Raw genomic sequence first — 26,776 nt, forward strand, 5'->3', positions numbered from 1 at the left:
TCATCATGGGGGTGATCAATCATACCTTTTCAAGGAGACTGAAATGTCCTTTGTAAAACTGTCGGCTTCTGCGCTGGCAATCACCGCCGTCTCGGCAACCACCGCTGCTGCCCGTGACAACGTTCAGGTTGCCGGTTCGTCGACCGTTCTGCCATATGCGTCGATCGTCGCGGAACTGTTTGGTGAGAACACCGACTTCCCGACCCCGGTTGTTGAATCGGGCGGTTCGTCAGCTGGTCTGAAGCGTTTCTGTGAGGGTGTTGGTGAAAACACCATCGACATTGCAAACGCATCGCGCGCGATCCGTGAAAAAGAAATCAAGGCCTGCGCCGAAAACGGTGTGACTGACATCATGGAAGTCCGCATCGGTTATGATGGCATCGTCTTTGCAAGCCAGCAGAACGGTCCTGCCTTCACCGCTTTTGAACCTGCCGACATCTTTAACGCACTGGGCGCAAAAGTCCTGAAAGACGGTGAAGTGGTTGATAACCCTTACACCACCTGGGCCGAATTCAACCCGGAACTGCCTGATGTAGAAATCGCTGGCTTCATTCCAGGTACCAAACACGGCACCCGTGAAGTATTCGAAGAAAAAGTTCTGCTGATCGGTTGTGAAGCGACCGGTGCGATGGAAGCCATGATTGCTGGCGGCATGAGCGAAGACGACGCAGAAGATGCTTGTCTGGCTGTTCGTACCGACGGCAAGGCGGTCGACATCGATGGTGACTACACCGAAACGCTGGCGCGTATCGACACCAACCCCAATGGCATCGGCATTTTCGGCCTGGCGTTCTACGAGAACAACACCGACAAGCTGAAAGTGGCAACCATGTCGGGTATCGCTCCTTCGACCGAAAGCATCTCGACCGGTGAATATCCGGTTTCGCGCCCGCTGTTCTTCTACGTGAAGAAAGCCCATATCGGCGTGATTCCCGGCCTTAAAGAATACGCCCAGTTCTTTACCCACGACGAAATCGCAGGCGCTTCGGGTCCTCTGGCAAATTATGGTCTGGTTGCGGACCCTGAGCTGGCACAGACTCAGGATGCAATCGCCAACGAAGTTACCATGGGTTCGGGCAGCTAATCCCGCCTTTGGTTCGAAATACCGGGGGGCGGCATTCCTGTCGCCCCCACATTTTTTAGCTTTCCCGGCCAAGACCAAATGGGGGTTTCATGCCGATAGTATGGCTTGTTCTGATCGTGCTAGCGATTGCTGCAGTCGGTTACCTGTTGGGGCGCACACGCGCCCTGCAAAGCGCCACAGGAGATATCCGGGCTTTGCACTCGCTTCCGTCGTATTATGGCGCAAATGTCGCCCTCAAGACGATCGTTCCCGCATTTGGCCTTATGATCCTCTGGTTGCTAGTACAACCGCTTTACGTGAACTCTCAGGTATCCGAAATGATCTCGGGTTCCGCCATCGAAGACGGCGCGTCCCTCAATCTGGTCATGGCCGAGGTCCGTCGCACCGCGTACGGCTTGGATAACGCAGTTGCCGCCGGGCAGATACCCGAGGAACTGGCGCGCAACGAGCGCGCGGATGTGATCGACATGACCCAGCGTCTGAAGGATGCCGGGCAGGTGGTGACGTCGGATATCACGCAACCTGTGCTGCGCGCGGCGCAAAGCTATCGGATCATGAATGCGACCGGCTATTCGATCATGACAGTCGCCGTCATACTGACGGCACTCGCCGGTGCTGCGGTCAGCTGGCTTCAAACCCACGCGGAATACCGCGCGCGCAATGTGGTCGAGCAGGGCGTGCGAATCCTGTTGCTGGCAGCCGCGTCCATCGCAATTCTGACTACTGTCGGGATCGTCCTGTCCCTGGTTTTCAACACTTGGGAATTCTTCAAACTCTACCCTGCTACCGATTTCTTTTTCGGCACGACTTGGGCCCCCAGTTTTTCGGGGCGCGGCGGGTCGTCTGAACTTGGCATTCTTCCCCTGCTGTGGGGGACATTCTATATCTCGCTCGTTGCCCTTCTGGTGGCTGTCCCGATCGGGCTGTTCGCCGCGATTTACCTCAGCGAATACGCGTCACCCCGTGTCCGCGCCGTAGCAAAACCGCTGCTCGAGATACTGGCAGGTATCCCGACCATCGTTTACGGCCTTTTTGCGCTGCTTACCGTTGGTCCGCTTTTGCTTGGACTGTTCGGGGATGACGGGCTTGGCTGGATGAAGGCTGGCACGGCAGTCATGACCGCTGGGTTGGTCATGGGCATCATGCTGATCCCGTTTGTGTCCTCGTTGTCGGATGACATCATCAACGCGGTGCCGCAGGCTCTGCGCGACGGTTCTTACGGATTGGGTGCAACGCAGTCCGAAACCATCCGTCAGGTTGTTCTGCCAGCGGCGCTTCCGGGTATCGTGGGGGCGATCCTGCTGGCCGCATCGCGCGCCATAGGTGAGACAATGATCGTGGTCCTTGGGGCAGGGGCCGCAGCGCGGCTGAGCCTGAACCCGTTTGAAGCCATGACGACCGTCACCGCAAAAATCGTGAGCCAGCTGACCGGAGACGCGGATTTCGCATCGCCCGAAGCGCTTGTAGCCTTTGCACTGGGCATGACCCTTTTCACCCTCACGCTTGGGCTGAACATCTTTGCCCTCTACATCGTGCGCAAGTATCGGGAGCAATACGAATGACCGACGCCAGCATGCAAAGCCCAGAAACAGGTCATCGCTCAGTCTCGCTGACTGTAGGGGATGCACATACCAAAAAACGTGCAAATGCAGAGAAACGATTTCGGGCATACGGGATTGTCGCTATTGCAACGGGCCTGTTCTTCCTGATCGTTCTGTTCGCCTCGATCCTGTCGCAAGGTATTCCGGCCTTTCAGCGCACTGTTGTCAGCGTGGATTTCACCTTGTCCGCTGCGCAGCGAGACGAGGCGGAAAGTACGTTGTTCAAGACCAAGGCCTATTCCAACCTGTTCATCGCTCAGCTGAGCAAGGAACTGGAGGACCAAGGGATCAGCGTTGATTTCGACGAAGCGGCCATCGAACGTCTTCTTGGTAAAATCGGCGCTACAATCCGAACTTACTATGCCGACAACCCCGGCAAGCTGGGTGATCCGGTCAAGTTTGATCTGGCCGCCTCCAGCCGGGTCGACGGGTATTTCAAAGGCCGCGTGTCCCGTGACACCTTGCAGGACAGCCGGTTTCTACAGCTAAGCGATCTGGATCTGGTTGATGCGCTGGAACAGGCGGGCATCATCAAGCAGGCTTTCAACTGGCCGTTCATCACCGGCGCGGATTCTGGCGTTGACAACCCGGGCGGTGCTGGCATCGGCGCCTCGGTCATTGGGTCGTTTTTCATGATGCTGGTGGTTTTGGGCCTGTCACTGCCCATTGGTGTGGCAGCGTCGATCTATCTTGAAGAATTCGCCCCGCAGAACAGGTTCACCGACCTGATTGAAGTGAACATCTCGAACCTTGCAGCCGTGCCGTCGATTGTGTTCGGTATTCTGGGTCTGGCCGTGTTCATCCAGTTCATGCACCTGCCACAATCGGCACCGCTGGTAGGTGGTCTGGTTCTGACCCTCATGACATTGCCGACGATCATCATCTCGACCCGCGCCTCGCTGAAAGCGGTTCCACCGTCGATCCGTGATGCAGCGTTGGGGGTAGGGGCCTCGAAAATGCAGGCTGTGTTCCACCACGTGCTGCCTTTGGCCGCGCCGGGCATTCTGACCGGCACCATCATCGGTCTGGCACAAGCCTTGGGTGAAACTGCACCGTTGTTGCTGATCGGCATGGTAGGCTTTGTGGCGCGGGGATATCCCGACGGGTTCCTTGCCGGCTTTACCGAGCCGAACTCGGCAATGCCCGCCCAGATTTACACTTGGGCCGCACGCGCTGATGTCGGGTTCTACGAAAAGGCCTGGGGCGGAATCATCATCCTTTTGATGTTCCTGCTGACCATGAATATCATCGCTATCATCCTGCGCCGCCGCTTTGAACGCCGCTGGTAATTGGGGGCAATAATGAACGACATGACACGAGTGGAGAGAACCGTGGACTCCAAAGACATCAAGATCAACGCGAAGAAGGTTCAGGTTTATTACGGTGATACCCACGCCATCAAGGACGTGAGTGTTGAGATCGAAGACAAGACCGTCACGGCCTTTATCGGCCCTTCGGGTTGTGGAAAATCGACCTTCCTGCGGTGTCTGAACCGGATGAACGACACCATCGATATCTGCCGTGTCGAAGGTGATATCCTTTTGGACGGCGAAGACATCTATGACAAGCGGGTCGACCCCGTACAGTTGCGCGCCAAAGTGGGTATGGTGTTTCAAAAACCGAACCCGTTCCCCAAGTCGATCTACGACAACGTGGCCTACGGTCCGCGCATCCACGGCTTGGCGAAGAATAAGGCGGAACTTGATGAAATCGTTGAGAAATCCCTGCGCCGAGGCGCGATCTGGGATGAAGTCAAGGACCGTCTGGATGCGCCTGGCACGGGCCTTTCAGGGGGGCAGCAGCAGCGTTTGTGTATCGCGCGAGCCGTGGCAACCGAACCGGAAGTCCTGTTGATGGACGAGCCGTGCTCGGCGCTGGACCCGATTGCAACCGCACAGGTCGAAGAGTTGATCGACGAATTGCGTTCCCGATATTCGGTTGTGATCGTCACCCATTCGATGCAGCAGGCCGCGCGCGTCAGCCAGAAAACGGCCTTCTTCCACCTGGGAAATCTGGTCGAATTCGGTGAAACCGGGCAGATTTTTACTAACCCGGTCGATCCGCGCACGGAAAGCTACATTACAGGCCGTATCGGCTAAACACAGGTATCAAACAATGAGCGAACAACATATTGCATCTGCTTTTGACCGCGACCTCGAAACAATCCAGGCGCATATCATGAAGATGGGCGGTCTGGTTGAGGCCGCTATCATGAGCGCGGCGCGCTCTCTAGAAAGCCGTGACGTTGAGCTGGCCCAGGATGTGCGGCAAGGTGACAAGGCCATCGACGCCTTGGAAGATCTGATTGATGAGGAAACCGCGCGTCTGATTGCCTTGCGCGCGCCCACGGCCAGTGACCTGCGTTTGGTTCTTTCGGTCCTGAAGGTATCCGGCAACCTCGAGCGGATTGGTGATTATGCGAAGAACATCGCCAAGCGTACGACCGTTCTTGCCAATGCGGGCGAGATCAGCGGCAGCGCCGCTGCCTTGCGCCGCATGGCGCGCGAGGTCGAACGTATGCTGCGCGACGCGCTGGACGCATATATTCAGCGCGACGCGGAATTGGCCACCGACGTCATCAACCGCGATGAAGAGGTCGACCAGATGTATAACGGCCTGTTCCGCGAGCTCCTGACCTTCATGGCCGAGGATCCGCGCAATATTTCCGCCTGTATGCACCTGCATTTCATCGCCAAGAACATCGAACGTATGGGCGACCATGTAACCTCGATTGCCGAGCAGGTGGTGTATCTGGTCACAGGCGACCGCCCGACCGAGGCTCGGCCCAAGGCCGACATAACGTCGCAAACAGCGTAGGAGACGCTTCAGATGTCCGCAGATCAACCGACAGTATTGGTGGTCGAGGATGAGTTGGCCCAACGCGAGGTGCTGGCCTACAACCTTGAAGCCGAGGGTTTTCGCGTCTCAAAAGCAGCCAACGGTGACGAAGCTATGTTGCTGGTCGACGAAGACTGCCCGGATATCATCGTTCTGGACTGGATGATGCCCAACCTTAGCGGGATTGAGGTTTGCCGCCGACTCAAAAGCCGTCCGGACACACGTTCTATCCCGATAATCATGCTGTCGGCCAGATCAGAAGAGGTAGACAAGGTTCGCGGGCTTGAAACCGGTGCCGACGATTACGTGGTCAAGCCATATTCGATCGTCGAACTGATGGCGCGTGTTCGAACACAACTGCGCCGCGTTCGACCGGCAACTGTTGGCTTGCGACTGCAATATGAAGACATCATTCTGGATTCGGAAACCCACAAGGTCAGCCGCGACAGCAAGCCCTTGAAACTGGGCCCAACCGAGTTCCGGCTTCTCAGCACGTTCATGGAAAAGCCGGGCAGGGTCTGGAGCCGTGAACAATTGCTGGATCGGGTCTGGGGACGCGACATCTATGTCGATACGCGTACGGTTGATGTTCATATTGGACGCTTGCGCAAAGCCTTGACGCAACATGGCGGGGTTGATCCTGTTCGCACAGTCCGCGGTGCTGGTTACGCATTGGGATAACACGCATCAGACTTGTTTTGGTCGAATTTGTTTGATCACTGATTGGGGTTGTATCTGAGTAATTCTCCGCCGTGTCATATTACGTATAATTGGTATTATGGTAAAATAGTAGGACTTGTAATACGGAACGCAAGCCAACACTTTGAAAACACTGTAACGAACCTGCCCGGAATACGCATGGAGCTTGAGAACAAAACTGTCGTTATCACCGGCGCTGCCCAAGGCATTGGTCGTGGTCTTGCAGAACGGTTTTCCCATGAAGGAGCACGTGTTGTTTGCTCGGATGTCGATATCGCTGGTGCTAAATTGGTTGCGGAACAAACCGGTGGTCAGGCGTATCCCTGCGACGTTTCCAGCGAAGCGCAGATCAAGAATCTCATTGATTTTGTAGAAGAAACTGTCGGTCCAATTGACCTGTTTTGCGCAAATGCCGGAATTCTGACGCTTGGTGGTATCGATGTTGCGGACGAAGATTGGGATCGGATCTGGAAGATCAATGTAATGTCCCATGTTTGGACTGCCCGCCATCTGGTTCCACGCATGGTTCGTCGCGGCGGCGGATATATTATGATAACTGCGTCTGCGGCAGGTTTGCTGAACCAACCTGGTGCAGCCCCGTATGGGGTTACTAAACACGCCGCTGTAGGATTTGCCGAATGGCTTTCGCTGACATATGGCGCTGAAGGATTGAAAGTCTCGGTCTTGTGTCCGCAGGCTGTGCGTTCAAGAATGACCGAAGGACATGAAATTTCAGTAGCTTCGATTGATGGAATGCTCGAGCCCAGCGATGTGGCTGACTCCTGCGTACAAGCTATTCGAAATGAACAGTTTTTAGTTCTACCTCATCCACAAGTCGCTGACTATTTGCAGTTCAAGGCGGCTGACTATGACCGGTGGCTAAGTGGAATGCAGAAGTTAAATCAGAGATTTAGCGACAACACTTAAGGTTGCGCGCGAACTCTGCGCATCAATCCTTCCTGTGCAACAGATGCAACAAGGGAACCGTCCTCGGAATAGATCGATCCACGGTTAAAGCTGCGTCCCTGCCCCGTCCACGGCGAATCCATCACGTACAGATGCCAGTTCTGAAAATTCACCGGCGCGTGAAACCATAGCGCGTGGTCCAGACTTGCGCCGTTGAACTCTCCGCTAAACCAGCTCAGACCGTGAGGCCGCAATCCAGAGGACATCAGGTTCATGTCAGACGCATAAGCCAGCAGTAAGTGCTGCGTTCTGGCATCGACCGAAGCGGCAGCGGGCATACGAAACCAGGTCTGGTTTCGATCATCAGAGACTTTCGGTGTGAATGGGTCCAGATGATCGACTTCCCGGACCTCGATCGGGCGTTCGCGCAGCAATTCGCCCCTCAACCTTTCGGGAACACGTTCAACGTATGTTTTACGCAATTCAGATCGGGACGGGTACGTTTTTGGTGCGTTCACGACGGGCATCGGATGCTGATGGTCCCAGCCTTCGTCCCGGACATGAAAGGACGCCGACATGTTCAGGATTTGTTTTCCATGCTGAATTGCAACCACGCGGCGGGTTGTGAAAGAACCTCCGTCTCGCGCTCGATCAACTTGATAAATAACGGGTTTCTCAGGATCGCCCGGGCGAATGAAATAGGCGTGCAGCGAATGACACAACCGTTCTTCTACAGTTCGATATGCCGCAGCCAGCGCTTGCGCAATGACCTGCCCGCCAAATATGCGTGTTGGCGTTTCACCGCCCGACCCCGTCCCGCGAAACAGATCGACCTCAAGCCGTTCAATATCCAGAAGATCCAGTAAGATACGTTCCGCTTCGGTCATCGTCTGCTCGCAAGTTGTGTCGTCCGGCACCGGGTATCAGTACAGAAGAAATCATTCAATCATGGCGGCATGGACCAGCGCCTTGAGTTCGGCACGGGATGGGTACGAACTTGACGGGGACAATTGGGTAAAGAAAATCGCCGTCAGGTCATTCTGCCAGTCAATCCAGAAATAGGTCGACGCCATTCCACCCCAACTGAAATCCCCGATAGAGCCGGGAACCCTTACCAGACCGGGATTCAGAACAACCGCACCGGCCAGCCCAAAGCCCATTCCTTCCATCGGTTGCTCTGCAAAACTCTGCGGGCCCATTGACGCAATGTCGCCGGGAAGGTGATTGCGCATCATGAAATCAACTGTTTTCGGACCAAGTATGCGGCACCCGTTCCCGGCCCCCCGGTTTCGAAGCATGTCCGCGAATTTGGCATAATCATCGATTGTCGAGATCAGACCACCACCGCCGGAAAAGGTCGTCGTGTTTTCGAACGGGGATACTATGTGGGAATCAAACAGCCTCAGGCTTTCGCTGCCGTGATCCGCGGAATTCAGCGCCATCGCGTCGCCAGCCAATGGGGTGTAGAGCGATGCGAAACGATCCCCTACCCCAACGGGTACGGAAAAACCTGTTTCTCGCATGTTGAGTGGTTCAAGGATTTCGGTTCGAAAGAACTGCTCCAATGACTGGCCCGAGACCACCTCGATCACACGACCCAGCACGTCAATACCGACCGAGTATTCCCAGCGTGCACCGGGTTGGAACGCCAGTGGCAGCCCTGCCAGATCGCGCACAAGGTGTTCCAGAAGTCCCTGATTGGGTTTGAAAATAAGGTCCCGTTCATCCATCGTATGGGGTAAAAGCCCGGGGTTGAACGGATAGCTTAACCCACTGGTATGCGTCAGTAACTGATGCAGAGTGGGAGACGGTGCAGCCTCGGTCTGATCCAGTCTCTCCGCCCCCGGTACCAGCGCGTGCATATCTTTGAATTCAGGTAGAAGTTCAGAAACAGGCGCGTTCAGGTGAACAAGTCCACGTTCGACCAATGTCATCAACGCGACTGATGTGACCGGTTTGGTCATGGAATAAATGCGCACCAGCGTGTCGCGTTGGAATGGCCGGCCAGTCTCCAGACTGCTGACACCACTGGCATGAAAAAAGGCTTCGTCCCCTTTGTGGCGCAGCAAAAAGGATGATCCGGCATATTTGCGCTGCTCAACATAGCTCTCCATCCAATGGCTAAGCCGATCCAGCCGGGTTTGATCAAACATGGATTGCCTGTGGGACATTTAGATATTTCCGTTCGGTGTTAAGCAGTGACTGTTTAGGCTTGTGACCTGAAATAACAGCAAAAAGCTGCGTGTTGCAGAGAAATTCGTGATCAGGCTTCCTCAGCGTGCCTCACAATGAAATGTTAGACTGATTTCGACGCAGATTCGCCTGAAGTTCAATGAACAAGATTTCAAGGGACCGAAACGGAGGAACCCTATGACGCGGACCATAGATTTTATTTACGATTTTTGCAGCCCGAACGCGTTTCTCGCCTATAAAATGCTCCCCGATCTTGCCGAGCGCTATGACGTAAGCATTACTTATGTTCCTGTCCTGTTGCCTGCGGTGTTCAAAGCGACGCATAACCAAAGCCCGTTTCAGGCATATTCCGAAAACCGCCAGAAAACGGCCTATTTGACGCATGATCTGCATAGGTTTGCCCGCCGTCGTGGGCTGAGCTTTCATATGAGCCCGCATTTTCCGATCAATACCAAACTTGCCATGCGAGGCGCGTGTTTTGCTAATGGAAAACCTTGGGAAGTCAAATATATAAACGCGATTTTTGATGCTATTTGGGTACATGGTCAGAAGGCGGACGAGATCGGTGTCCTAACGGATATTCTGAACGAAAACGACTTGCCCGTTCGCAAAATTCGCGAAGCCATGACAAGTCCCGACGTTAAACTGAAACTGAAAGAGAAAACTAAATCGTCGGTTCGGCGTGGCGTGTTTGGGGTTCCCAGCATGTTCACCGGGGCCGAATTGTTTTTTGGAAAGAACAGTCTGCCAAACCTTGAAGTTGAGCTTTCAAGGCAAGATAGTGACATAAAAACAGCTTGATAGGTCGTCACTCTAATGTGGACTCAAGAGCTTTCAGGCCGTGCTGGGCGAATATAGGAACATATGCGCCAAAAGCCTTTGCGCGGTCGGGGTCTGACGCATTCCCATCCAGCGCGCGTTTGTAGACACCCTGTAGAATGCCCGCCATACGAAAGAAATTGAAGCCCAGATAAAAGCCGAAATTGTCTATGCCATCCAGGCCTCGACGTTTGCAGTATTGGGCAATGAATGCCTCATCGCTGGGCAGGCCCAGGCTCTTTCGATCCACACCCGCCAGCCCCCGGCCCTGTTTTCCCGGCGGCAACTGCCATTGCATGATTACTGCGGCCAGATCCGCATAAGGGTGACCGATCGTCGACAGTTCCCAATCCAGCACTCCGATACATTCCGCCCGGTTCGGCGCAAACATCAGGTTGTCGATGCGGTAATCCCCATGCACCAGCGTGCACTGCCCGTCATCGGCCGGTACCGAGGTCTCTAGCGCTGAAGCCAGCGCATCCATATCCGCAATGGCCGAGGTCTCGGACGCGCGGTATTGCTTGGTCCAGCGTGCGATCTGACGCTCGTAATAGTTGCCAATCGGCCCATAGTCAGACAGGCCAACGGCATCGATATCCACCATGTGCAATTGGGCAAGAACTCTGTTCATTTCGTCAATGATGGCGGCGCGAGTTTCGTTGCTTTCTTTGGGCAGGGTTGGGTCGGGAAACACCCTGCCCTGCAAGCGTTCCATCACATAGAAGGCCGAGCCGATGACGCTGTCGTCTTCACACAACAGATACATCTTGGGCACCGGAACCTCGCTTCCGGCAAGGGCGCTTTGAACCCGAAATTCGCGATCAACGGCATGTGCCGATTTCAGCAATACGCCGGCGGGCTTTCGGCGCAGCACATAGGCTTTCTCTGGTGTGCGTAACTCAAACGTCGGGTTGGATTGCCCGACATCAAATTTCCTCGCCTCCAATGGCCCGTTGTAGCCGGAAAGATGCGCGCTCAGATACGTATCTACTGCCGCCAGATCCAGATTGGTTTCGGTTTTCATTGGCTGTCTTCCCGTCACAGGGCCTCGGCAAAGATGTTTCCGGCGGTCACAACGTTGATCCCACCCGAAACCGGGATCACTGCGCCTGTCACATAGCTGCCGCCGCGACCGCACAGGAACAACATACAGCCTGCGATATCCTCGTCCCGTCCGACGCGACCCAGAGGTACAGACTTGCCAACCCGTTCTCTGGTATCCTCATCGGCTGTCGCAAAGGCCGTCATGCGCGACACAAACGGCCCCGGAGCGAGTGCGTTCACCGTGATGTGGTGCGGTGAAAGTTCCTTGGCCAAGACCCTGGTCAGATGCAAAACCGCAGCCTTTGAGGCCGAATAGCTGTAGGCCCCATCGCCCATAGGGACTTCACCCATGACTGACCCCACATTGACAATGCGCGCCGGGTCTTCGGCGGTGCCTGATTTCATTAGCATTGGCAAAAGCCGCTGGGTTAGTTCAAATATCCCTGTCACGTTGACAGACATGACCTTTTCCCATGCATCGTAGGGAAACTGCCCCAAAGGGGCACCCCAGGACACCCCCGAGTTGTTCATCAGGATGTCCAGTTTGTCCGTACGCGCGTGAATGTCAGAGACCAGCTTGCCTATACCGGCTGCGCTGCCAATGTCACAGGCAAAGCCTTCGGCGCTGCCCGGCGCGTCCAGCGCGTTCAGTTCTGCGGCGACCGTGGCACAGGCGTCTCCTTTTCTTGAGGCAATGAGCACGCGCGCGCCGGCCCGTACCAGCGCCTCGGCTGCCATGCGGCCAATACCTGTCGCTCCACCTGTTACCAAAGCGGTTTTGCCGTGAAGCGAAAAGAGGGTGTCGGGGGTCATTTTGTGCTCCTCAGTTTCTTTGGCACCAGTTCATCGTGATACATATTGCGTTCCTCTTGCCGTTGCGGCAGGCGTTGGACCGTAGCGTTGACAAAAAACCATGCTGCACCAAAACTTCCTCGACACAAAGTACAGGCAGATCAGAGGCGGTATGCAAGCATTACTCAGCGTCGCACCGGGTGGTCCCGAAACCCTGGAGCTTACGACCCTACCCGACCCGAAACCGGGCAAAGGTCAGCTTTTGATCGGTGTGAAAGCAGCGGGCGTGAATTTTCCGGACACGTTGATTATCCGCGATCTGTACCAGATGAAGCCGCCACGGCCCTTTGCTCCGGGCGGTGAAATTGCGGGTGAAGTTCTGGCTGTGGGCGAAGGCGTCAATGGATTTAAGCCAGGCGACCGTGTTTTGGCCCTAACCGGGCATGGTGGGTTTTCGACCCATGTCACACTCAAGGCGGACACTGCAATCCGAATTCCTGATGCGATGCCCTATGAAGATGCCGCCTGTTTCATTTTCACCTACGGCACGTCCTACCACGCGTTGAAGGATCGGGCGGAGATTCAACCCGGTGAAACCCTGTTGGTACTGGGTGCCGCCGGAGGTGTGGGGTCAGCCGCCATTGAACTGGGCAAAGCCATGGGTGCCAGGGTGATCGCAGCCGTTTCATCACCTAAAAAGGCCGAATTCTGTAGCCAGATTGGTGCCGATGACGTGGTGATTTACCCGCGCGACATGGACAGGGATGCACAAAGAGCCTTCTCAACCGAAGTTAAGAAACTCGCAGGTTCTGACGGCGTTGACGTCGTCTACGACGCCGTTGGGGGTGCGCTGGCCGAACCGTCCCTGCGCAGCATGGCTTGGAACGGTCGTTACCTTGTCGTCGGTTTCCCAGCGGGCATTCCGCGGATTCCCTTGAATCTGGCCCTTTTGAAAGGATGTCAGATCGTTGGTGTGTTTTGGGGCGCGTCAGTATTCCGCGACCCGATCGGCCATGCTGACAACGTCAAGAACCTGTTCGATCTGAACACAGCCGGGAAAATCAAACCGCGGATTAGCGCCCGGTTCCCGCTTGCCCGCGCGCACGAGGCGCTTGAACAATTGTCGCAACGATCCGTTCTGGGAAAAATCGTTGTCACCATGGAGGAAAATTGAGGCCGGGAACAAAATGGCGGCCCGATTCCCACACCGGTTTTTCGACTGTACTCGATCCGGCAAAGGCAGGTAGACAACCCAACCTCAAGGCGTCTATGTACCATTAATGGGGATCGTGAAGACATGCACAACGTTTTGGTATTGAATGGCCCAAACCTCAACCTGCTTGGCACACGGCAGCCCGAGGTTTACGGCAGCACCACTCTGAAGATGATCGAGGAGGAGTGCCAGCGCCATGGCGCGTCCATTGGCCTAGAAGTCTCGCATCTGCAATCCAACCATGAGGGTGTGTTAATTGATGCGATCCACGGCGCACGCGGTGTGCAGGATGGCCTTGTGATCAATGCGGGGGCGTTCACACACACGTCGGTTGCGCTGATGGATGCCATCGCGTCAGTTGAACTGCCGGTTGTCGAAGTTCACCTATCCAACATCCATGCAAGGGAAGCATTCCGTCACAAGTCCTATATCGCGCCTGTCGCTCTGGGGCAGATCTGTGGTTTTGGCGCCCAAGGTTATGTTCTTGCACTGGACGCACTGGCCGCCCATCTGAAAGCAGGTGATACGGCATGACCCTCAGGGAGTATCTGCGATTTGTCAGCTATGCCAAAACCCTGGAAGACCTGTGGGATGCGCATTGCCGACAAATGGCGGAATACGGGCTTGATCGTTTAATCTACGGCCATACGCAATACAGGACGGCAACCTCATTGGGCGATCCAGAGGATTTTGTCATCCTGACCAATCATAACCGCGCCTATGTGGACGGTTTCATCAAGGACGGTTTATATTTTCACGCCCCCATGTTGAAATGGGCGCTGGACAATGAAGGCGCCGCCAGCTGGAGAATGTTGCTGGACATGCACTCTCGCGGGTCGATGACCGATAAAGAGCGCGAGGTTTTCGAGTTCAACAAGTCCATGGGTGTTGTTTCTGGTTACACCATCAGCTTCAACTCAGTCTCGGTGCGCTCCAAAGGGGCGATTTCCTTGTCCGCCAAGGAAGGGATGAGCCAGGAAGACATTGACGCAATCTGGCAGGAGCACGGCGAAGACATTCTTTTGATGAACAACGTTGCGCATCTGAAGATCCTGACCTTGCCTTTCAACCCTCCGAACCGGGCCCTGACAAAGCGTCAGCGCGAGGCTTTGCAATGGGTCGGTGACGGCAAAACCACGCAGGACATAGCACTGCTGATGGGCCTGACAGCGGCAACTGTCGAAAAGCATCTTCGACTCGCCCGTGAGGCGTTGTCGGTCGAAACGACGGCTCAGGCTGTTTTAAAGGCATCTTTGCATAATCAGATGTTCATTATGGAAGTTTAGGAGTGTTTTTGTGACGCCATCCAGCGTCAGTTTACCCTAGGTAAGGAAATCACTACTTTTCAAATCTAACCTAAAAGTTGCAAAGTGAGAGTGTTCCGTGAGTGGTGGCTTTAGCCAGGGAACATTCGATTGGATCTTTGCGATTTCAAAGCTCTCCAATCACTCTGACAAGGGGGCGCCTATTCGTCCGCGTACCTGTGTCGGAATTTTGGGGGGCCTCGACCATCCCCATCATGCGGGGCCCTCCAATCCTTCACTTCTTTGCGAATTCTATGATGTGCCACTAACAAAAAGGGCTACGCAATGCGTAACCCTTTAATTTTGTTCAGCAAGGCCCCAGTCGGAGCCGTTCTTTAGCCCTGAGCGGCTTTTGCGACTTCGGCAGCGAAGTCTTCTTTTTCCACAACGATGCCTTCGCCAACCTCCAAGCGAACGAAGCCGGTGATGGTTGCGCCTGCTTCTTTTGCAGCGGCTTCAACGGTCAGATCAGGGTTCACAACGAATTGCTGGCTCAGCAATGTCGATTCGGCGACGAATTTCTTCATGCGGCCTTCGATCATCTTCTCGATCACCTGCTCCGGCTTGCCGGATTCGCGGGCGATGTCCATCTGAACCTGCTTCTCCTTCTCGACAATTGCCGGGTCCATGTCGGCCTCAGATAGGGCAGCCGGGTTCACAGCGGCGATGTGCATCGCAACCTGCTTGCCGATAGCCTCATCACCACCCGACAGTGCAACCAGCACACCGATTTTGCCCATGCCGTTGGTCGCAGCGTTGTGCACATAAGACACAACAGTGTCGCCAGACAGTTTGGCCATTCGGCGCACCGACATGTTTTCGCCAATGGTGGCGATCTTGTCGGTCAGGGTATCGGCAACGCTTTTGCCGCCCAGATCAGCCGCCATCAGCGTGTCAATACCGTCCACGCCTTCAGCCGCGTTTGCGATCTTGCCGACCATTTCCTGAAACTCAGCGTTTTTCGCAACGAAATCGGTTTCCGAGTTCACTTCGACAGCAACACCGTTGCCACCGCTGACGTGAACAGCAACCAGACCCTCTGCTGCGGTACGGCCCGATTTCTTGGCCGCTTTGGCCAGGCCTTTGGTGCGCAGCCAGTCAACGGCGTCGTCCATGTTGCCGCCGGTTTCGGTCAGCGCTTTTTTTGCGTCCATCATGCCTGCGCCGGTCGAGTCGCGCAGTTCTTTAACCATTGCTGCTGTGATTGCCATCTTTTGGCTCTCCTCAATTCAAACGGAATTGGGGCAGGTCATACCCTGCCCCATATGTCATTTACGTGACGGGCAGCTTACGCTTCGGCAGGAGCTTCTGCGGCTTCTTCCGCAAGAGCTTCTTCAACCGGAGCTTCTTCGAATGCGCCTAGGTCTACGCCTGCTGCGCCCATCTGTGCGGTCATGCCGTCCAGAGCGGCGCGTGCGACCAGATCGCAGTACAGAGCGATTGCGCGTGCTGCGTCGTCGTTGCCGGGGATGATGTAGTCAACGCCGTCGGGCGAGCAGTTGGTGTCGACAACAGCCACAACCGGAATACCCAGTTTGTTGGCTTCTGCGATGGCCAATGCTTCTTTCTTGACGTCGATGACGAACAGCAGGTCCGGAACGCCGCCCATTTCGCGGATACCACCTAGCGACGCCTGAAGTTTGCCCTGGTCACGTTCCATGCCCAGACGCTCTTTCTTGGTCAGGCCTTCTGCGCCCGATTCCATGGCTTCGTCGATCTGGTTCAGACGGTTGATCGACTGGGAAACGGTTTTCCAGTTGGTCAGCGTGCCGCCCAGCCAACGGTGGTTCATGTAGTACTGAGCCGACTTTTCAGCCGCTTCAGCGATCGGGCCAGCGGCCTGACGCTTGGTACCAACAAACAGAATGCGGCCACCCTTTGCGACGGTGTCACGAACAGCCTGCAACGCCTGATCCAGCATCGGAACGGTCTGGGTCAGGTCCATGATGTGAATACCATTGCGCGAGCCGTAGATGAACGGGCCCATGCGGGGGTTCCAACGCTGTGTCTGGTGACCAAAGTGAACGCCAGCTTCCAGCAGCTGACGCATGGTGAACTCGGGAAGAGCCATGCTATTTTCCTTTTCCGGTTTACGCCTGGGCGGGGGTGAAAGAAGCGGACGCTCCAACCGGCGGTCTTGATGAGGATGTCTCCCTCAAAAAGGCCAAACCCCGCCTGCGGGTTTGAATGGCGCGCGTATAAGGCAGGTTTGCGCACTACGCAAGGCCCAATCGGCCTTATTTTTCAAGCTGCGCCAATGCGTGCGCATGCCTGACAGCGTCTTCACAATGGGCGGCCAGAGCCTTGCGGTTTTCAAAGTCGCTGACCCGCGCTGGCGCATGATAGATTAGTTCAACAGTTCCTTGCCGACGTGCGCCAAGGGTCTTCAGCAAATGCGGCCCGAACTCCATATCCCCCCACCAGCCATAAAAGCGTTTTGGCTGGCCTTTGGGCGCGTGAAACACCACGGAAACGGGTTGGATATACATGAAATCACGCAATTCATCCGCGAAGAACGCAGCGAAAAGCGTTGTTTTAAAAGGTAAAATTCGAAGTCCATCTGTTGAGGTGCCTTCGGGGAAGAACAACAGTTTGTGACCCACCTTCAGGCGGGTTTCAAAAAGTTTGGTTTGTTCCTTGGCTTTCTTGCGATCCCGTTCGATGAACAGGGTTCCGGTCGCACGGGCCAGCCAGCCGATACCGGGCCATTTGGCGACTTCTGCCTTGGAAACAAAATAGACCCTCTTGCGCGCGTTCAGAGCAAAAATATCCAGCCAGGATGTGTGGTTTGCCACCACTGCCCCCCTCTCTTTCATCAGCGCGCCTGATGTGCGAAACCCGATGCCAAGAATTCGAAACGCGTTGCGGCAGACAAACTGCGTGATGAACGGCGTGACAGGTCGCCGGACGCCGAAAAACGGATACTCTATCAAGCGAACAGTCAGAAGGATGATCAGGCCACCAAAGACAAGGGCCGCTAGCGGTACTCCACGCAGAATGGCCAGAACCCATCCAATAAAGCCCAGCTCGATCGGGTCGGGCGCGTCTTCACTATTCCAGAGCGGGTCGTTCACAGCGTCACGCCCCGCCATAAATTCGACGCTGCCGTTCATTCATGCGCGTCGTGTCGAGGATCAGGCAAACATCCGTTGTGTTGAAGGTGTGGTCGATAAAGGCACCCTCGCCCACGAAACCACCCAAGCGCAGGTAGGCTTTGATCAATGCTGGCACCTGAACCATGGCGGCGCGGCGGTCCAAAGCCTCTGGTTTCACAAGGTCCATCGACTGAAAAACATCGGGCTGCGCCCGTACGCGCAACTCTGGCGGAGCCAGATGGTTGTGGTGAAGCATCGACAAGGGTTGCGCCAATGTGGCCACGTTTGTTCCGTGAAAACTCGCAACGCCGAACAAGACTTCAATTTCACGTTCCGCTACATAAGCGGCCAAACCGTTCCACAGGTGGTACATTGCCGTACCCCCACGGTAGTCGGGATGCAGGCACGACCGTCCCAACTCCAACAGTTTGCGCCCACTGTTCTTGAGAACGGTCAGATCATATTCATCTTCGGAATAGAATTGCCCCAGTTCCGCAGCACGTTCGCCCGGTAACATCCTGTAGACGCCAATAATTTCGCCGGTGTGATCATCATACGCCAACATATGATCGAAATACGGGTCGAAACGGTCTTTCTCGAGGCCAGCATCGTGATCAACCATCTCTCCGCCGCCCCCCAACTCACGCACGAAGACGTCATAGCGCAGGCGTTGAGCTGCTTGCAGGTCGGCTTCGGTCTCGGCCAGTTTTACGGTGAAAGAAGGGCCAGTATCCGGCATATGGGGTGATCCGTGTTCTATTGGCTGCTGATACCGCAGTTATTCGGCCAAAGGCAACAAGCCCCGCTTCGGTCAGCGCTGTTAACATTTCCTAAACCACTTTCACGGATCAAAGACCGGCATCAGGGCGATGCGCGTACCGTCGATCACCACTTTCCCCTGCTCGCGAAAGTTCACGGTGATCTTGCCTGCAATGTTGGACTGAACCTGTCCGACGCCCCATTCGGGAAAATCCGGGTGGCGGACGAACATGCCCGGTGCAAGTATAGCATTCATGTCTGTCATAGGGGCCTCCGGGACGTGCGGCAGATACAGTCGGAGGTACGCATGGGCGAGAGCAACGTCAACCTGGCCGAATTGATCGGTTCGCGGATTTGCCATGATCTGATCAGCCCGATCGGGGCGATCACCAACGGGCTTGAGCTGTTGGATATGGTGGGCTCCGTTCAGGGGCCCGAGATGGAGCTGATCTCGGGCAGCGTCGGAAGTGCCGGGGCACGTATTCGCTTTTTCCGTGTTGCCTTTGGCTCGAGCAGTGATCACCCGCTTGGTCGGGCCGAAGTAACCGAACTGCTGAAAGATATCGAGCGTGCGGGGCGGATACGGGTCAATTGGAACCTGACCGGGCCAGTGCCCCGTAATCAGGTCAAACTGGCCTTTCTGGCGCTTATGTGCTGTGAAAGCGCCATGCCGCTTGGCGGCGCGGTCGAGATCGTTAATCAGGGCAACAATTGGATCGTGACCGGGGTTGCAGACAGGTTGAATGTCGATGCTGATCTTTGGAAGAACGTCGTGACAGGTCGTTTTCCCACCAAAATCACGCCCGCGCACGTTCAATTCGCGTTGCTGCCTAAAACGGCGGCTGCGATGGGTCGGCGGATTGCCGTTGAAACCTCGGCAACCCGCGTGTCACTTCGGTTTTAAGCCCGGATCGTTCCGTTCCCGCGTACGAGATATTTGAAACTGGTCAATTGCGCCGCCCCGACCGGCCCGCGCGCGTGCATCTTGCCCGTCGCGATTCCGATTTCTGCCCCCATGCCAAATTCACCGCCATCCGCAAACTGGGTCGAGGCATTATGCATCAGGATTGCGCTGTCGAGACGCTCAAAGAAACGGGCTGCTGCTGCGTCATCCTCGGTCATGATGCAATCAGTGTGGTTTGAGCCGTATTGCTGAATATGAGCAATCGCAGCGTCGATATCGGCAACGGGCTTCGCAGCGATCACGTTGTCGAGGAACTCTTTTCCCCAGTCATCCGCCGTAGCAGCAACTGTACTCTCTCCAGCGAGAACACCATCGGCGTGAACCTCGACACCTGACTGGACCAGTGCCGCAACGACGTCACGCCCCAGTGTGTCGGCGATATCCTGATGAACCAGCAAGCATTCAGCGGCTCCGCAAATACCAGTGCGGCGGGTCTTGGCATTCAGTACCACTTCCAGCGTTTTCTGCGGATCAGCAGCCTTGTCGACATAAATGTGCACGATGCCTTCGAGATGAGCAAAGACCGGCACACGGGCCTCTCGTTGTACAAGGCCCACCAGTCCCTTGCCACCGCGTGGAACGATGACGTCGACATAGTCGGTCAGCGTCAGCAACTCCTGCACTGCAGCGCGGTCGCGTGTGGGCACCAGTTGGATGGCGTCTTCGGGCAGGTTCGCGGCCTTCAGCCCTTCGACCAGACAGGCATGGATCGCGGCTGAGGAATGAAAGCTCTCGGATCCGCCGCGCAGGATTACCGCATTGCCCGATTTCAGACACAGCGCCCCGGCATCCGCAGTCACGTTGGGTCGGCTTTCGTAGATCACGCCAATAACCCCTAACGGTGTCCGGACGCGTTGGATGTTAAGGCCCGTGGGCATATTCCATTCTGACAGAACCTCACCCACCGGGTCGGCCTGATCTGCGACGGTTCTCAGCCCGTCGACCATGCCCTGAATACGCGCCTCATCAAGCATCAGGCGATCCATCATTGCGGGGCTCAGACCCTTGTCGCGGCCGAATTCCAGATCTTTTTGATTGGCTTCGATGATCCGTGCCCGATTGGCCCAAACCGCATCTGCGGCTGCAATCAGCGCTGCGTGCTTTCGTTCAGCTGTTGCGAAAGCCAGTTCACGCGAAGCGGCTTTGGCACGTTTCCCAAGATCTTCCATCAGAGCAGGAATGCTGTCGAAGTCTTTCATATCGCGTGCCTTTCAGATCATCTTATTGAAAGTTAAAGGGCCAGGTCGTCCCGGTGGATGAGGGCTGCGCGGCCTGGATAGCCCAGCGTCGCTTCAATCTCAGAAGACTTACGCCCCTTGATCGCATCGGCTTCCTGCGCCGTATACCGGCTGATCCCCTGAGCCAGACGACGGGACTCCAGATCAAGGATGGCGACAGGATCGCCACGACCGAAATCTCCGGTCACTTCCACAATCCCGGCAGGTAGCAGGCTTTTGCCATTGGCCAGTGCCTTGGCCGCCCCCTCGTCCACTGTGATCTCACCCCGAGGTTTCATTGCCGAAATCCAGCGTTTGCGGGCTGCATGTGGATCCAATGTCGCAGTAAACCATGTGGAATTGGCACCGTTTTCGAGCATTTTCAAAGGGTTCAGAACCGACCCTTCAGTAATTGCCATGGCGCAACCACCAGCGGTTGCCATCTTGGCCGCCAACAGCTTTGTCTTCATCCCACCTTTGGATAGGCCCGATCCCGCATCACCAGCCATGGCTTCAATCTCGGGTGTGATCCTGTCGATTGTCTCGAAGCGCGTCGCGGAGGAATCTTCTTTTGGATTACCGGAATAGAAACCATCCACATCCGACAGCAGAATCAGTTGGTCGGCCCCTACTGTCACGGCGATTTGCGCGGCCAGGCGGTCATTGTCGCCATAACGGATTTCGTCCGTTGCAACCGTGTCGTTTTCATTGACGATCGGTACGACGCCTAACCCCAGCAGAGTTTCCAAGGTCGCGCGCGAGTTCAGATACCTGCGGCGATCTTCGCTGTCTTCAAGCGTCACCAGAACCTGCGCTGTAGTGATCCCATGGGGTGCCAACGCCTCTTCGTAGGCGCGTGCAAGCCGGATTTGCCCAACCGCAGCAGCAGCCTGCGACTGTTCCAAAGGCAGTGCCGCCATCGGCAGGCCCAATACTCCGCGGCCAAGTGCAATCGAACCGGATGAAACAAGGATCACATCTTTCCCCTGCCCCTTGAGCCAGGAAACATCTTGCGCCAACGACAGCAGCCAGTCAGACCGCAGCAGGCCAGTGTCGCGATCAACCAGCAAAGCCGACCCGATTTTTACCACCAGACGGCGTGCCGAGGTCAGGGTTGCCAAGGCTGTGCCTCCTCAGCGGGTTTCTGACGCACACGGTTGTCGTCAATCTGGCTGCGCAGCGCCCGCAGAACTTCGGTTACACCCAGATGCGCCACACCGGACATCGTCATGACGGGGCCGCCCACGGCCTCCTCAAGCTCTGCGACGGCAAGGGCACGTTCTTCGTCATCCAGCGCGTCGATCTTGTTCAGAACAGTGATCCTGGGCTTTTCAGCCAGCTCGCCGCCATAGGCTTCCAACTCGTGAATGATCGTGCGGTAATCATCGGCGACCGTCGCAGAGGTGCCGTCGACCAGATGCAACAACACGGCACAGCGTTCCACGTGACCCAGAAAACGGTCACCAATGCCACGGCCTTCATGAGCACCTTCGATCAGGCCCGGGATATCGGCCACAACAAATTCGACGTTGTCCACGCCGACAACGCCAAGATTGGGGTGCAGCGTGGTAAACGGATAGTCGGCAATCTTGGGCCGCGCATTCGACGTGGCCGCCAGAAAGGTCGACTTGCCTGCATTCGGCATACCCAAAAGACCCACATCGGCGATCAGCTTGAGCCGCAGCCAGATTGTGCGGTCAATCCCCGCCTGCCCCGAATTGGCGCGGCGCGGGGCCTGATTTGTGGCAGATTTGAAATGCAGGTTGCCAAACCCGCCATTGCCGCCCTTGGCCAGCAGAACACGTTGCCCGACTTCGGTCAGGTCGCAGATGACGGTTTCTTCGTCTTCGTCCAGGATTTCAGTGCCAACCGGCACACGCAGAACGATATCGTCCCCATCCTTGCCGGTGCGTTGCTGCCCCCGGCCCGGTTGCCCGTTTTTGGCGAAGAAGTGCTGCTGATAGCGGAAGTCGATCAGGGTGTTTAGCCCATCCACAACTTCGGCCCAGACAGACCCGCCTTTGCCGCCGTCCCCGCCATCGGGGCCGCCGTATTCTATAAACTTTTCGCGTCTGAAGCTGACGCAGCCGCTACCGCCGGCCCCGGACCGGATGTAGACCTTTGCGAGATCGAGAAATTTCATGTGTGTCCCCTACTGCAAAGGCCCCATCGGCCACAAGTCAGAGTTTTTTACTGTATGTCCAGGTGGGCACATTCGCATCGCGCGCCACCGAATAGCTTTCCGCATCGCCCAGATACTGGAACCCGCAATGGGTCAGGACCCGGGCCGAGGCCGGATTATCCTGAAACACACTGGCGAACATCGTCGCGTTCTCCAGCGGGTTGGCGTTAACAAGTGCTTCGACAGCCATCGAGGCAATGCCCGTGTTCCAATAGATCGGCGCGACCCAATAGCCGACTTCAGACTGATTCCGATCAAGCCGTTTCAGCGAAATCACACCGATCAGTTCCGGACCTCCGTCCTTGGTGGCATCCATGACCCAGACGTCTTCATCCCGGTTGTCAGCCATCGAACGGGTTACAAAGGCTTCGATCGATCCGGGGGCCAGTGGATGTGCGATACTGGTGGTCATCCGGGCCACGCGCTCATCACCTGCATAATGCTCGATAAGGCCCATGTCCGACCGGCGCAGGGGGCGTAGATCGAACCGCTCGGTTTCAATGACCGGCTGATTAATTATTGTCTCAAGCTTCATTGGTGTGTTCCTCCTCCGAACAACACGAATAGTACGGACGCGACCGTAAGACCCGCCAACGTCCACATCAGATATTTTTCCGCCGGGCGACCTTCAACCGCATGCGCGATTCTATCCCCGGCAAAAGTCCAGATCGGGTGCAAAACGATCTGGCAGATCAACAAACTAAGAGCGATCGTGAGCGTTGCATCAAAGCTGGACGTCCCCGCCGCGACAAAGCCGGTAAAACCCGCAACAATCATGGCCCAGGCTTTTGGGTTCAGCGGATGCACGATCAACCCCGCCCAGAATCCCGGAACATCACCGACCGCATTTTCGCGCGACAATCGCAAATTCGCGATCTTCCACGCCAGCCAGCAAATATATGCAGCCGAAGCATATTTCAGCGCCGCGAAGACTGTCGGAACCTGTTCCGCCAGTTGCAGCAGGCCAAAGCCCACGGGCCAGATAATCAGCTGCTTGCCAAGCACGACACCGGCCACAAAAGGCAATGCGGCGCGAAACCCATAGCGCGCACCTGTTCCCAGCAGGACCATGTTGGCCGGCCCTGGCGTGCCGACCTGAGAGGCGGCAAATATCAGGAAACTGGTGGTTGCGACTGTCATTGGTTCTTTCGATCACGACTGCGTTAAAACGAGAAAGGGGACCGGCACTTTGTGCCGGTCCCCCATGAATTTTCTTAAACCTTCTGGGTCTCGGCTTACTCTGCGGCCTCCGCCACTGGCAGGACCGAAATAAAGGTGCGGTTTTTAAGTCCCTTGTGGAACTTCACGGCGCCATCGACAGTTGCAAAGATGGTGTGATCTTTGCCAATGCCTACGCCTTCGCCCGGCCAGAACTTGGTGCCGCGCTGACGCACGATGATGTTGCCTGCGATAGCGGCCTGGCCACCATACAGTTTTACGCCAAGGCGACGACCAGCTGAGTCGCGACCGTTACGGGAGGAACCGCCAGCTTTTTTATGTGCCATTCTCTCTCTCCTTAGCCTTTAGCCAATTCTTTGGCTTGCTCAACCCATTCGGGTTTCACTTTGACCGTTTCGATAGCAGCAATCTGCTCATCCGACAAGGCGGCCAGAGCGGCAAAGCTCGCGATACCGGCCTCAACCAGCTTCTTGGCGGCGGCAGGGCCGACACCGTTCAGTTGGGTCAGATCGTCAGCAGCGGCAGCAGCGGGTGCTTCAGCCTTGGCTACTGCTTTCTTGGCAGGCTTTGCAGCAGGTACCGCTTCGCCAGCCGGAGCTGAACCGGTTGCAGCTTTGATGCCCGATTTGTCAGCGCCCGACGCCAGAATGTCGGTGATTTTGACCAGTGTCAGTTTCTGACGGTGGCCAACGGTACGTTTCGAGCTGTGCTTACGACGGCGCTTGACGAACTTGATGACCTTGTCACCTTTGATCTGTTCGATCACTTCGGCCTGAACGCCTGCGCCTGCAACGAATGGTGCGCCAACAACCGGAGCGTCACCGCCCAGCATCAGAACATCGTTGAATTGAACTTTTTCACCTGCGTCGGCAGCCAGCTTTTCAACGCGGAGGATATCGCCCGCCTGAACCTTGTACTGCTTGCCGCCAGTCTTGAGGACCGCAAACATGCGTTTTTCCTTTTCTAACCCGCGTTCTGTGGTCCCCTTTGCGGGTGTTTTGGCCCCAAGAAACTTGAATGCCACCTCGAACAGCGCGCCCTTTTCGGGCTGTGTGAATGACCCCTGACAATGTCATGCAGGCCAAATAATAACGATACCCGGCGCGGAAAACCGGCCGGGATGCGCGCTTATCCATAGAATGCAGGTAAAAGTCAACACCAAAGCGGCGTTAAAGATCGGACGCCCTCAGCGCCTGTGCAACCGCCTGCCCCAGGCGATAGGAAATATCATTGAACATGCGGTCAAAGCCGTCAAACACGGCGTCATTCAGGGCCCGTCCCGTTTCGGTTCTGGAAAACGCGATATTTTCGCGCATCTGAGCCTCGTCCAACGGGCGGTAGGCCATAAGGAGAAACGAGAAAAGCCACTCTTCGGTGTCCTCGCTCCGACTGTCCTTCTGCAACAAAAGCTCGGCCAGCAGTTCCTGATCGTCGGTCTGCGCATCAACATCAAGACCCCGAAAGAAGCTGTAGTCTGACGTCAATGCCCCCTGAACATTCTTTTCAATCAGGTTATTTGCCTCGATATATTCCTTGACCAAAGCGAACTGAGCGGTGCTGCGTTCTGCGGATTTATAGGCTTCTCGGGCCATGTCTTCGATTGCCTGATCCGACATGGCGCGCCGGGCCGAATTTTCCAGTGTTACGATGGTCTGGCCAAGATCGCTTTCAAAAAACAAGATGGCCTGATCAAGCTGAACATCGGACATGCCCGCCACGAAGGCGTCCGTCAGATGTTTCCGCATCCAAAGGGGATCGTAGATGCGATTGACCTGCGCCTCGAAATAAGCGCCTCCCTTGTTGTCCAAAAAGGTATCATCAAGAGTCTCGCGATGGCCCTGCCCCTCGTGAACAAGGATTTCCATCACCTGCGTCAGACGCATGGCTTTTGCCAGTCGGTCGACTTTTCCATCGGCATACAGCGGCAGTGCCCAACTCAGAGCGACCACAAATGCCAGAACTACGCGCTGCATCAAATGTCCTGTGCCGGGTGCAATTCGGACATCCGTGCGGCAAGAACCTCGAACCTCATGGCCATGATCTCATATTGGATGGCGTTCAACAGCTCGTAGACTTCCTGCATCAGCGGCTGTTCCAGCGCGTCAACATATGTATCCACATCAGCGTCGGAAAAACCTTGATAGGTGTAAGCCGCACCGGCCAGATTAGACAGTTGCAGCGACTGGCGCATTGCCGGTTCATTTTGCTTCATCAATTCGCGCAGTTCATCCCCGCCCAACTGCAGCTCGATGACCCCCGATGCGCTGGCCGCCAGAAGGAAACGCACCTGAATTTCCTGCAAGGCACGCAGTGCCGTGCCTGTGGAATCAATCGCGTTGTTCATGCGTTTAAAACTTTCGACCCGTTTCGAACCGCTCTTGATCAGGTCAGAGATAATCCTTTGACCTGCCAATTGCTTGACGTCATCGTCTTCTTGCATGTGAGAGGCATTCTCGGCCTCGACCAGACGTTGCCCCAGATCAGACGCGTAAAACTCGACAGCGTGTGCCAGGGCCTCGTCGCTTAGGGTCTGCTCCAGAATGGAAACAGCGGTGTCGTGCATTGCATCGACTTCAAAAACCTCGTCCGTCAAACGGGTCCAGTCCGAGCCGAACCCCTCTGGGTCAACACCCAACATCTGCGGCGCGGATCGTGAGCTCAGGGCGATGCTTTCAAGAGCCACGTCAAACCCGGTTGTGGTCAGAAAGGCCTCGATCCGATCTCGGTTCGCTGCGGAAAGCTCCAGAGGAACTAGAACAAGTGCCAGAAACGGGGCGAGAAACCAAATGGCGATGCGGTGTGCAAACTGTGTCATAGCAATCAGAGTAGGTGTTTTACGCTGGCAGGCAACGGAAAATCCCGGCATTCACGATTTCCGGAATTTTCT

At 55.9% G+C, this 26,776-nt stretch carries 30 protein-coding genes; 12 read left to right on the top strand and 18 right to left on the bottom strand.

Features of this window, described 5'->3' with window-relative positions:
* The first annotated feature begins 43 nt into the window (after positions 1-43).
* The 7 genes from ACR0ID_RS02860 to ACR0ID_RS02890 all read left to right on the top strand — a co-directional run bounded on the left by ACR0ID_RS02860 (position 44) and on the right by ACR0ID_RS02890 (position 7,149).
* Positions 44-1,084, top strand: coding sequence for a substrate-binding domain-containing protein (locus ACR0ID_RS02860; RefSeq protein WP_480553507.1), 1,041 nt, complete (start codon positions 44-46; stop codon positions 1,082-1,084).
* Between the two features lie 89 nt (positions 1,085-1,173).
* Positions 1,174-2,646 (top strand): phosphate ABC transporter permease subunit PstC, encoded by a 1,473-nt coding sequence (gene pstC, locus ACR0ID_RS02865; protein WP_480553505.1) that lies wholly within the window; start codon positions 1,174-1,176, stop codon positions 2,644-2,646.
* Positions 2,643-3,974: a phosphate ABC transporter permease PstA gene (pstA, locus tag ACR0ID_RS02870; RefSeq protein WP_480603612.1), complete on the top strand. Its 1,332-nt coding sequence runs from the start codon at positions 2,643-2,645 to the stop codon at positions 3,972-3,974. Before pstC ends, pstA begins: the two co-directional genes overlap by 4 nt.
* 12 nt (positions 3,975-3,986) lie before the next feature.
* On the top strand, positions 3,987-4,784 hold the full coding sequence (gene pstB, locus ACR0ID_RS02875) for a phosphate ABC transporter ATP-binding protein PstB (RefSeq protein WP_480480931.1): 798 nt from the start codon (positions 3,987-3,989) through the stop codon (positions 4,782-4,784).
* A 16-nt stretch (positions 4,785-4,800) separates the two neighbouring features.
* On the top strand, positions 4,801-5,502 hold the full coding sequence (gene phoU, locus ACR0ID_RS02880) for a phosphate signaling complex protein PhoU (RefSeq protein ID WP_480472766.1): 702 nt from the start codon (positions 4,801-4,803) through the stop codon (positions 5,500-5,502).
* A gap of 12 nt (positions 5,503-5,514) precedes the next feature.
* Positions 5,515-6,204, top strand: a complete 690-nt coding sequence (gene phoB, locus ACR0ID_RS02885; protein WP_480603614.1) for a phosphate regulon transcriptional regulator PhoB — start codon at positions 5,515-5,517, stop codon at positions 6,202-6,204.
* 177 nt (positions 6,205-6,381) lie between these two features.
* Positions 6,382-7,149 (top strand): SDR family oxidoreductase, encoded by a 768-nt coding sequence (locus ACR0ID_RS02890; RefSeq protein WP_480603615.1) that lies wholly within the window; start codon positions 6,382-6,384, stop codon positions 7,147-7,149.
* Here the strand turns inward: ACR0ID_RS02890 and ACR0ID_RS02895 are convergent.
* Together ACR0ID_RS02895 and ACR0ID_RS02900 are read right to left on the bottom strand one after the other, a co-directional pair.
* Entirely contained in the window at positions 7,146-8,015 is an 870-nt protein-coding gene (locus ACR0ID_RS02895; protein ID WP_480476735.1) for an acyl-CoA thioesterase, read from the bottom strand. The two genes, ACR0ID_RS02890 and ACR0ID_RS02895, sit on opposite strands and share 4 nt — an antisense overlap.
* A gap of 51 nt (positions 8,016-8,066) precedes the next feature.
* Entirely contained in the window at positions 8,067-9,281 is a 1,215-nt protein-coding gene (locus ACR0ID_RS02900; RefSeq protein WP_480603617.1) for a serine hydrolase domain-containing protein, read from the bottom strand.
* A gap of 217 nt (positions 9,282-9,498) precedes the next feature.
* Between ACR0ID_RS02900 and ACR0ID_RS02905 the strand changes: the two genes are divergently transcribed.
* Positions 9,499-10,122, top strand: a complete 624-nt coding sequence (locus tag ACR0ID_RS02905; RefSeq protein WP_480517022.1) for a DsbA family protein — start codon at positions 9,499-9,501, stop codon at positions 10,120-10,122.
* Between the two features lie 7 nt (positions 10,123-10,129).
* Here ACR0ID_RS02905 and ACR0ID_RS02910 read toward each other — a convergent pair whose 3' ends face one another.
* Both ACR0ID_RS02910 and ACR0ID_RS02915 read right to left on the bottom strand, forming a co-directional pair.
* The gene (locus ACR0ID_RS02910) at positions 10,130-11,164 is read right to left on the bottom strand and encodes a phosphotransferase family protein (protein WP_480603618.1); all 1,035 of its coding nucleotides are present in this window, start codon (positions 11,162-11,164) and stop codon (positions 10,130-10,132) included.
* Between the two features lie 14 nt (positions 11,165-11,178).
* Positions 11,179-11,997 carry an SDR family oxidoreductase gene (locus tag ACR0ID_RS02915; protein ID WP_480603620.1) on the bottom strand — a complete coding sequence of 273 codons (819 nt, stop codon included), beginning with the start codon at positions 11,995-11,997 and terminating at the stop codon, positions 11,179-11,181.
* 151 nt (positions 11,998-12,148) lie between these two features.
* Between ACR0ID_RS02915 and ACR0ID_RS02920 the strand changes: the two genes are divergently transcribed.
* From ACR0ID_RS02920 to ACR0ID_RS02930, 3 genes are all read left to right on the top strand, one after another.
* Entirely contained in the window at positions 12,149-13,150 is a 1,002-nt protein-coding gene (locus tag ACR0ID_RS02920; RefSeq protein WP_480603622.1) for an NADPH:quinone oxidoreductase family protein, read from the top strand.
* Positions 13,151-13,273: 123 nt separating this feature from the next.
* On the top strand, positions 13,274-13,723 hold the full coding sequence (aroQ, locus tag ACR0ID_RS02925) for a type II 3-dehydroquinate dehydratase (RefSeq protein ID WP_480603624.1): 450 nt from the start codon (positions 13,274-13,276) through the stop codon (positions 13,721-13,723).
* Positions 13,720-14,475, top strand: a complete 756-nt coding sequence (locus ACR0ID_RS02930; RefSeq protein WP_480493168.1) for an autoinducer binding domain-containing protein — start codon at positions 13,720-13,722, stop codon at positions 14,473-14,475. The genes aroQ and ACR0ID_RS02930 overlap by 4 nt, the downstream gene beginning before the upstream one ends.
* 353 nt (positions 14,476-14,828) lie before the next feature.
* Here ACR0ID_RS02930 and tsf read toward each other — a convergent pair whose 3' ends face one another.
* The 5 genes from tsf to ACR0ID_RS02955 form a co-directional block, all read right to left on the bottom strand.
* Positions 14,829-15,704, bottom strand: a complete 876-nt coding sequence (tsf, locus tag ACR0ID_RS02935; protein WP_480517012.1) for a translation elongation factor Ts — start codon at positions 15,702-15,704, stop codon at positions 14,829-14,831.
* 77 nt (positions 15,705-15,781) lie between these two features.
* Positions 15,782-16,564 carry a 30S ribosomal protein S2 gene (gene rpsB, locus ACR0ID_RS02940; protein ID WP_480472744.1) on the bottom strand — a complete coding sequence of 261 codons (783 nt, stop codon included), beginning with the start codon at positions 16,562-16,564 and terminating at the stop codon, positions 15,782-15,784.
* Positions 16,565-16,730: 166 nt separating this feature from the next.
* On the bottom strand, positions 16,731-17,606 hold the full coding sequence (gene olsA / locus ACR0ID_RS02945) for a lyso-ornithine lipid O-acyltransferase (protein WP_480517010.1): 876 nt from the start codon (positions 17,604-17,606) through the stop codon (positions 16,731-16,733).
* Positions 17,572-18,327: an L-ornithine N(alpha)-acyltransferase gene (gene olsB / locus ACR0ID_RS02950; protein ID WP_480517008.1), complete on the bottom strand. Its 756-nt coding sequence runs from the start codon at positions 18,325-18,327 to the stop codon at positions 17,572-17,574. The genes olsA and olsB overlap by 35 nt, the downstream gene beginning before the upstream one ends.
* Before the next feature lie 102 nt (positions 18,328-18,429).
* The gene (locus ACR0ID_RS02955; protein WP_050602459.1) at positions 18,430-18,612 is read right to left on the bottom strand and encodes a DUF3553 domain-containing protein; all 183 of its coding nucleotides are present in this window, start codon (positions 18,610-18,612) and stop codon (positions 18,430-18,432) included.
* 42 nt (positions 18,613-18,654) lie between these two features.
* Here ACR0ID_RS02955 and ACR0ID_RS02960 point away from each other — a divergent pair, with 42 nt between their 5' ends.
* Positions 18,655-19,251 (top strand): histidine phosphotransferase family protein, encoded by a 597-nt coding sequence (locus ACR0ID_RS02960; protein WP_480603626.1) that lies wholly within the window; start codon positions 18,655-18,657, stop codon positions 19,249-19,251.
* Here ACR0ID_RS02960 and ACR0ID_RS02965 read toward each other — a convergent pair.
* The 9 genes from ACR0ID_RS02965 to ACR0ID_RS03005 all read right to left on the bottom strand — a co-directional run bounded on the left by ACR0ID_RS02965 (position 19,248) and on the right by ACR0ID_RS03005 (position 26,704).
* Positions 19,248-20,510, bottom strand: a complete 1,263-nt coding sequence (locus ACR0ID_RS02965; RefSeq protein WP_480603628.1) for a glutamate-5-semialdehyde dehydrogenase — start codon at positions 20,508-20,510, stop codon at positions 19,248-19,250. The genes ACR0ID_RS02960 and ACR0ID_RS02965 overlap by 4 nt on opposite strands.
* 32 nt (positions 20,511-20,542) lie before the next feature.
* Positions 20,543-21,649, bottom strand: a complete 1,107-nt coding sequence (gene proB, locus ACR0ID_RS02970) for a glutamate 5-kinase (protein ID WP_480472734.1) — start codon at positions 21,647-21,649, stop codon at positions 20,543-20,545.
* Entirely contained in the window at positions 21,637-22,671 is a 1,035-nt protein-coding gene (obgE, locus tag ACR0ID_RS02975) for a GTPase ObgE (protein ID WP_209596239.1), read from the bottom strand. Before obgE ends, proB begins: the two co-directional genes overlap by 13 nt.
* Positions 22,672-22,708: 37 nt before the next feature.
* Entirely contained in the window at positions 22,709-23,245 is a 537-nt protein-coding gene (locus ACR0ID_RS02980) for a GNAT family N-acetyltransferase (protein ID WP_480472732.1), read from the bottom strand.
* Positions 23,242-23,850 carry a LysE family translocator gene (locus ACR0ID_RS02985; protein ID WP_480472730.1) on the bottom strand — a complete coding sequence of 203 codons (609 nt, stop codon included), beginning with the start codon at positions 23,848-23,850 and terminating at the stop codon, positions 23,242-23,244. The genes ACR0ID_RS02980 and ACR0ID_RS02985 overlap by 4 nt, the downstream gene beginning before the upstream one ends.
* 95 nt (positions 23,851-23,945) lie before the next feature.
* A complete protein-coding gene (gene rpmA / locus ACR0ID_RS02990) occupies positions 23,946-24,215 on the bottom strand; it encodes a 50S ribosomal protein L27 (RefSeq protein WP_050602452.1) in 270 nt (89 codons plus the stop codon).
* Positions 24,216-24,226: 11 nt separating this feature from the next.
* Entirely contained in the window at positions 24,227-24,838 is a 612-nt protein-coding gene (locus tag ACR0ID_RS02995) for a 50S ribosomal protein L21 (RefSeq protein WP_480603630.1), read from the bottom strand.
* 220 nt (positions 24,839-25,058) lie between these two features.
* Positions 25,059-25,862, bottom strand: a complete 804-nt coding sequence (locus tag ACR0ID_RS03000) for a DUF2059 domain-containing protein (protein WP_480603632.1) — start codon at positions 25,860-25,862, stop codon at positions 25,059-25,061.
* Positions 25,862-26,704: a DUF2059 domain-containing protein gene (locus tag ACR0ID_RS03005; RefSeq protein ID WP_480603880.1), complete on the bottom strand. Its 843-nt coding sequence runs from the start codon at positions 26,702-26,704 to the stop codon at positions 25,862-25,864. The genes ACR0ID_RS03000 and ACR0ID_RS03005 overlap by 1 nt, the downstream gene beginning before the upstream one ends.
* Positions 26,705-26,776 lie beyond the last annotated feature (72 nt).

The organism is Ruegeria sp. AL2, assembly GCF_056540845.1.

What these genes read in the sequence shown, in the direction of transcription:
- ACR0ID_RS02860 (WP_480553507.1), top strand. Translation starts at nt 44, where the DNA reads ATGTCCTTTGTAAAACTGTCGGCTTCTGCGCTGGCAATCACCGCCGTC.
- pstC (WP_480553505.1), top strand. Translation starts at nt 1,174, where the DNA reads ATGCCGATAGTATGGCTTGTTCTGATCGTGCTAGCGATTGCTGCAGTC.
- pstA (WP_480603612.1), top strand. Translation starts at nt 2,643, where the DNA reads ATGACCGACGCCAGCATGCAAAGCCCAGAAACAGGTCATCGCTCAGTC.
- pstB (WP_480480931.1), top strand. Translation starts at nt 3,987, where the DNA reads ATGAACGACATGACACGAGTGGAGAGAACCGTGGACTCCAAAGACATC.
- phoU (WP_480472766.1), top strand. Translation starts at nt 4,801, where the DNA reads ATGAGCGAACAACATATTGCATCTGCTTTTGACCGCGACCTCGAAACA.
- phoB (WP_480603614.1), top strand. Translation starts at nt 5,515, where the DNA reads ATGTCCGCAGATCAACCGACAGTATTGGTGGTCGAGGATGAGTTGGCC.
- ACR0ID_RS02890 (WP_480603615.1), top strand. Translation starts at nt 6,382, where the DNA reads ATGGAGCTTGAGAACAAAACTGTCGTTATCACCGGCGCTGCCCAAGGC.
- ACR0ID_RS02895 (WP_480476735.1), bottom strand. Translation starts at nt 8,015, where the DNA reads ATGACCGAAGCGGAACGTATCTTACTGGATCTTCTGGATATTGAACGG.
- ACR0ID_RS02900 (WP_480603617.1), bottom strand. Translation starts at nt 9,281, where the DNA reads ATGTTTGATCAAACCCGGCTGGATCGGCTTAGCCATTGGATGGAGAGC.
- ACR0ID_RS02905 (WP_480517022.1), top strand. Translation starts at nt 9,499, where the DNA reads ATGACGCGGACCATAGATTTTATTTACGATTTTTGCAGCCCGAACGCG.
- ACR0ID_RS02910 (WP_480603618.1), bottom strand. Translation starts at nt 11,164, where the DNA reads ATGAAAACCGAAACCAATCTGGATCTGGCGGCAGTAGATACGTATCTG.
- ACR0ID_RS02915 (WP_480603620.1), bottom strand. Translation starts at nt 11,997, where the DNA reads ATGACCCCCGACACCCTCTTTTCGCTTCACGGCAAAACCGCTTTGGTA.
- ACR0ID_RS02920 (WP_480603622.1), top strand. Translation starts at nt 12,149, where the DNA reads ATGCAAGCATTACTCAGCGTCGCACCGGGTGGTCCCGAAACCCTGGAG.
- aroQ (WP_480603624.1), top strand. Translation starts at nt 13,274, where the DNA reads ATGCACAACGTTTTGGTATTGAATGGCCCAAACCTCAACCTGCTTGGC.
- ACR0ID_RS02930 (WP_480493168.1), top strand. Translation starts at nt 13,720, where the DNA reads ATGACCCTCAGGGAGTATCTGCGATTTGTCAGCTATGCCAAAACCCTG.
- tsf (WP_480517012.1), bottom strand. Translation starts at nt 15,704, where the DNA reads ATGGCAATCACAGCAGCAATGGTTAAAGAACTGCGCGACTCGACCGGC.
- rpsB (WP_480472744.1), bottom strand. Translation starts at nt 16,564, where the DNA reads ATGGCTCTTCCCGAGTTCACCATGCGTCAGCTGCTGGAAGCTGGCGTT.
- olsA (WP_480517010.1), bottom strand. Translation starts at nt 17,606, where the DNA reads ATGAACGGCAGCGTCGAATTTATGGCGGGGCGTGACGCTGTGAACGAC.
- olsB (WP_480517008.1), bottom strand. Translation starts at nt 18,327, where the DNA reads ATGCCGGATACTGGCCCTTCTTTCACCGTAAAACTGGCCGAGACCGAA.
- ACR0ID_RS02955 (WP_050602459.1), bottom strand. Translation starts at nt 18,612, where the DNA reads ATGACAGACATGAATGCTATACTTGCACCGGGCATGTTCGTCCGCCAC.
- ACR0ID_RS02960 (WP_480603626.1), top strand. Translation starts at nt 18,655, where the DNA reads ATGGGCGAGAGCAACGTCAACCTGGCCGAATTGATCGGTTCGCGGATT.
- ACR0ID_RS02965 (WP_480603628.1), bottom strand. Translation starts at nt 20,510, where the DNA reads ATGAAAGACTTCGACAGCATTCCTGCTCTGATGGAAGATCTTGGGAAA.
- obgE (WP_209596239.1), bottom strand. Translation starts at nt 22,671, where the DNA reads ATGAAATTTCTCGATCTCGCAAAGGTCTACATCCGGTCCGGGGCCGGC.
- ACR0ID_RS02980 (WP_480472732.1), bottom strand. Translation starts at nt 23,245, where the DNA reads ATGAAGCTTGAGACAATAATTAATCAGCCGGTCATTGAAACCGAGCGG.
- ACR0ID_RS02985 (WP_480472730.1), bottom strand. Translation starts at nt 23,850, where the DNA reads ATGACAGTCGCAACCACCAGTTTCCTGATATTTGCCGCCTCTCAGGTC.
- rpmA (WP_050602452.1), bottom strand. Translation starts at nt 24,215, where the DNA reads ATGGCACATAAAAAAGCTGGCGGTTCCTCCCGTAACGGTCGCGACTCA.
- ACR0ID_RS02995 (WP_480603630.1), bottom strand. Translation starts at nt 24,838, where the DNA reads ATGTTTGCGGTCCTCAAGACTGGCGGCAAGCAGTACAAGGTTCAGGCG.
- ACR0ID_RS03000 (WP_480603632.1), bottom strand. Translation starts at nt 25,862, where the DNA reads ATGCAGCGCGTAGTTCTGGCATTTGTGGTCGCTCTGAGTTGGGCACTG.
- ACR0ID_RS03005 (WP_480603880.1), bottom strand. Translation starts at nt 26,704, where the DNA reads ATGACACAGTTTGCACACCGCATCGCCATTTGGTTTCTCGCCCCGTTT.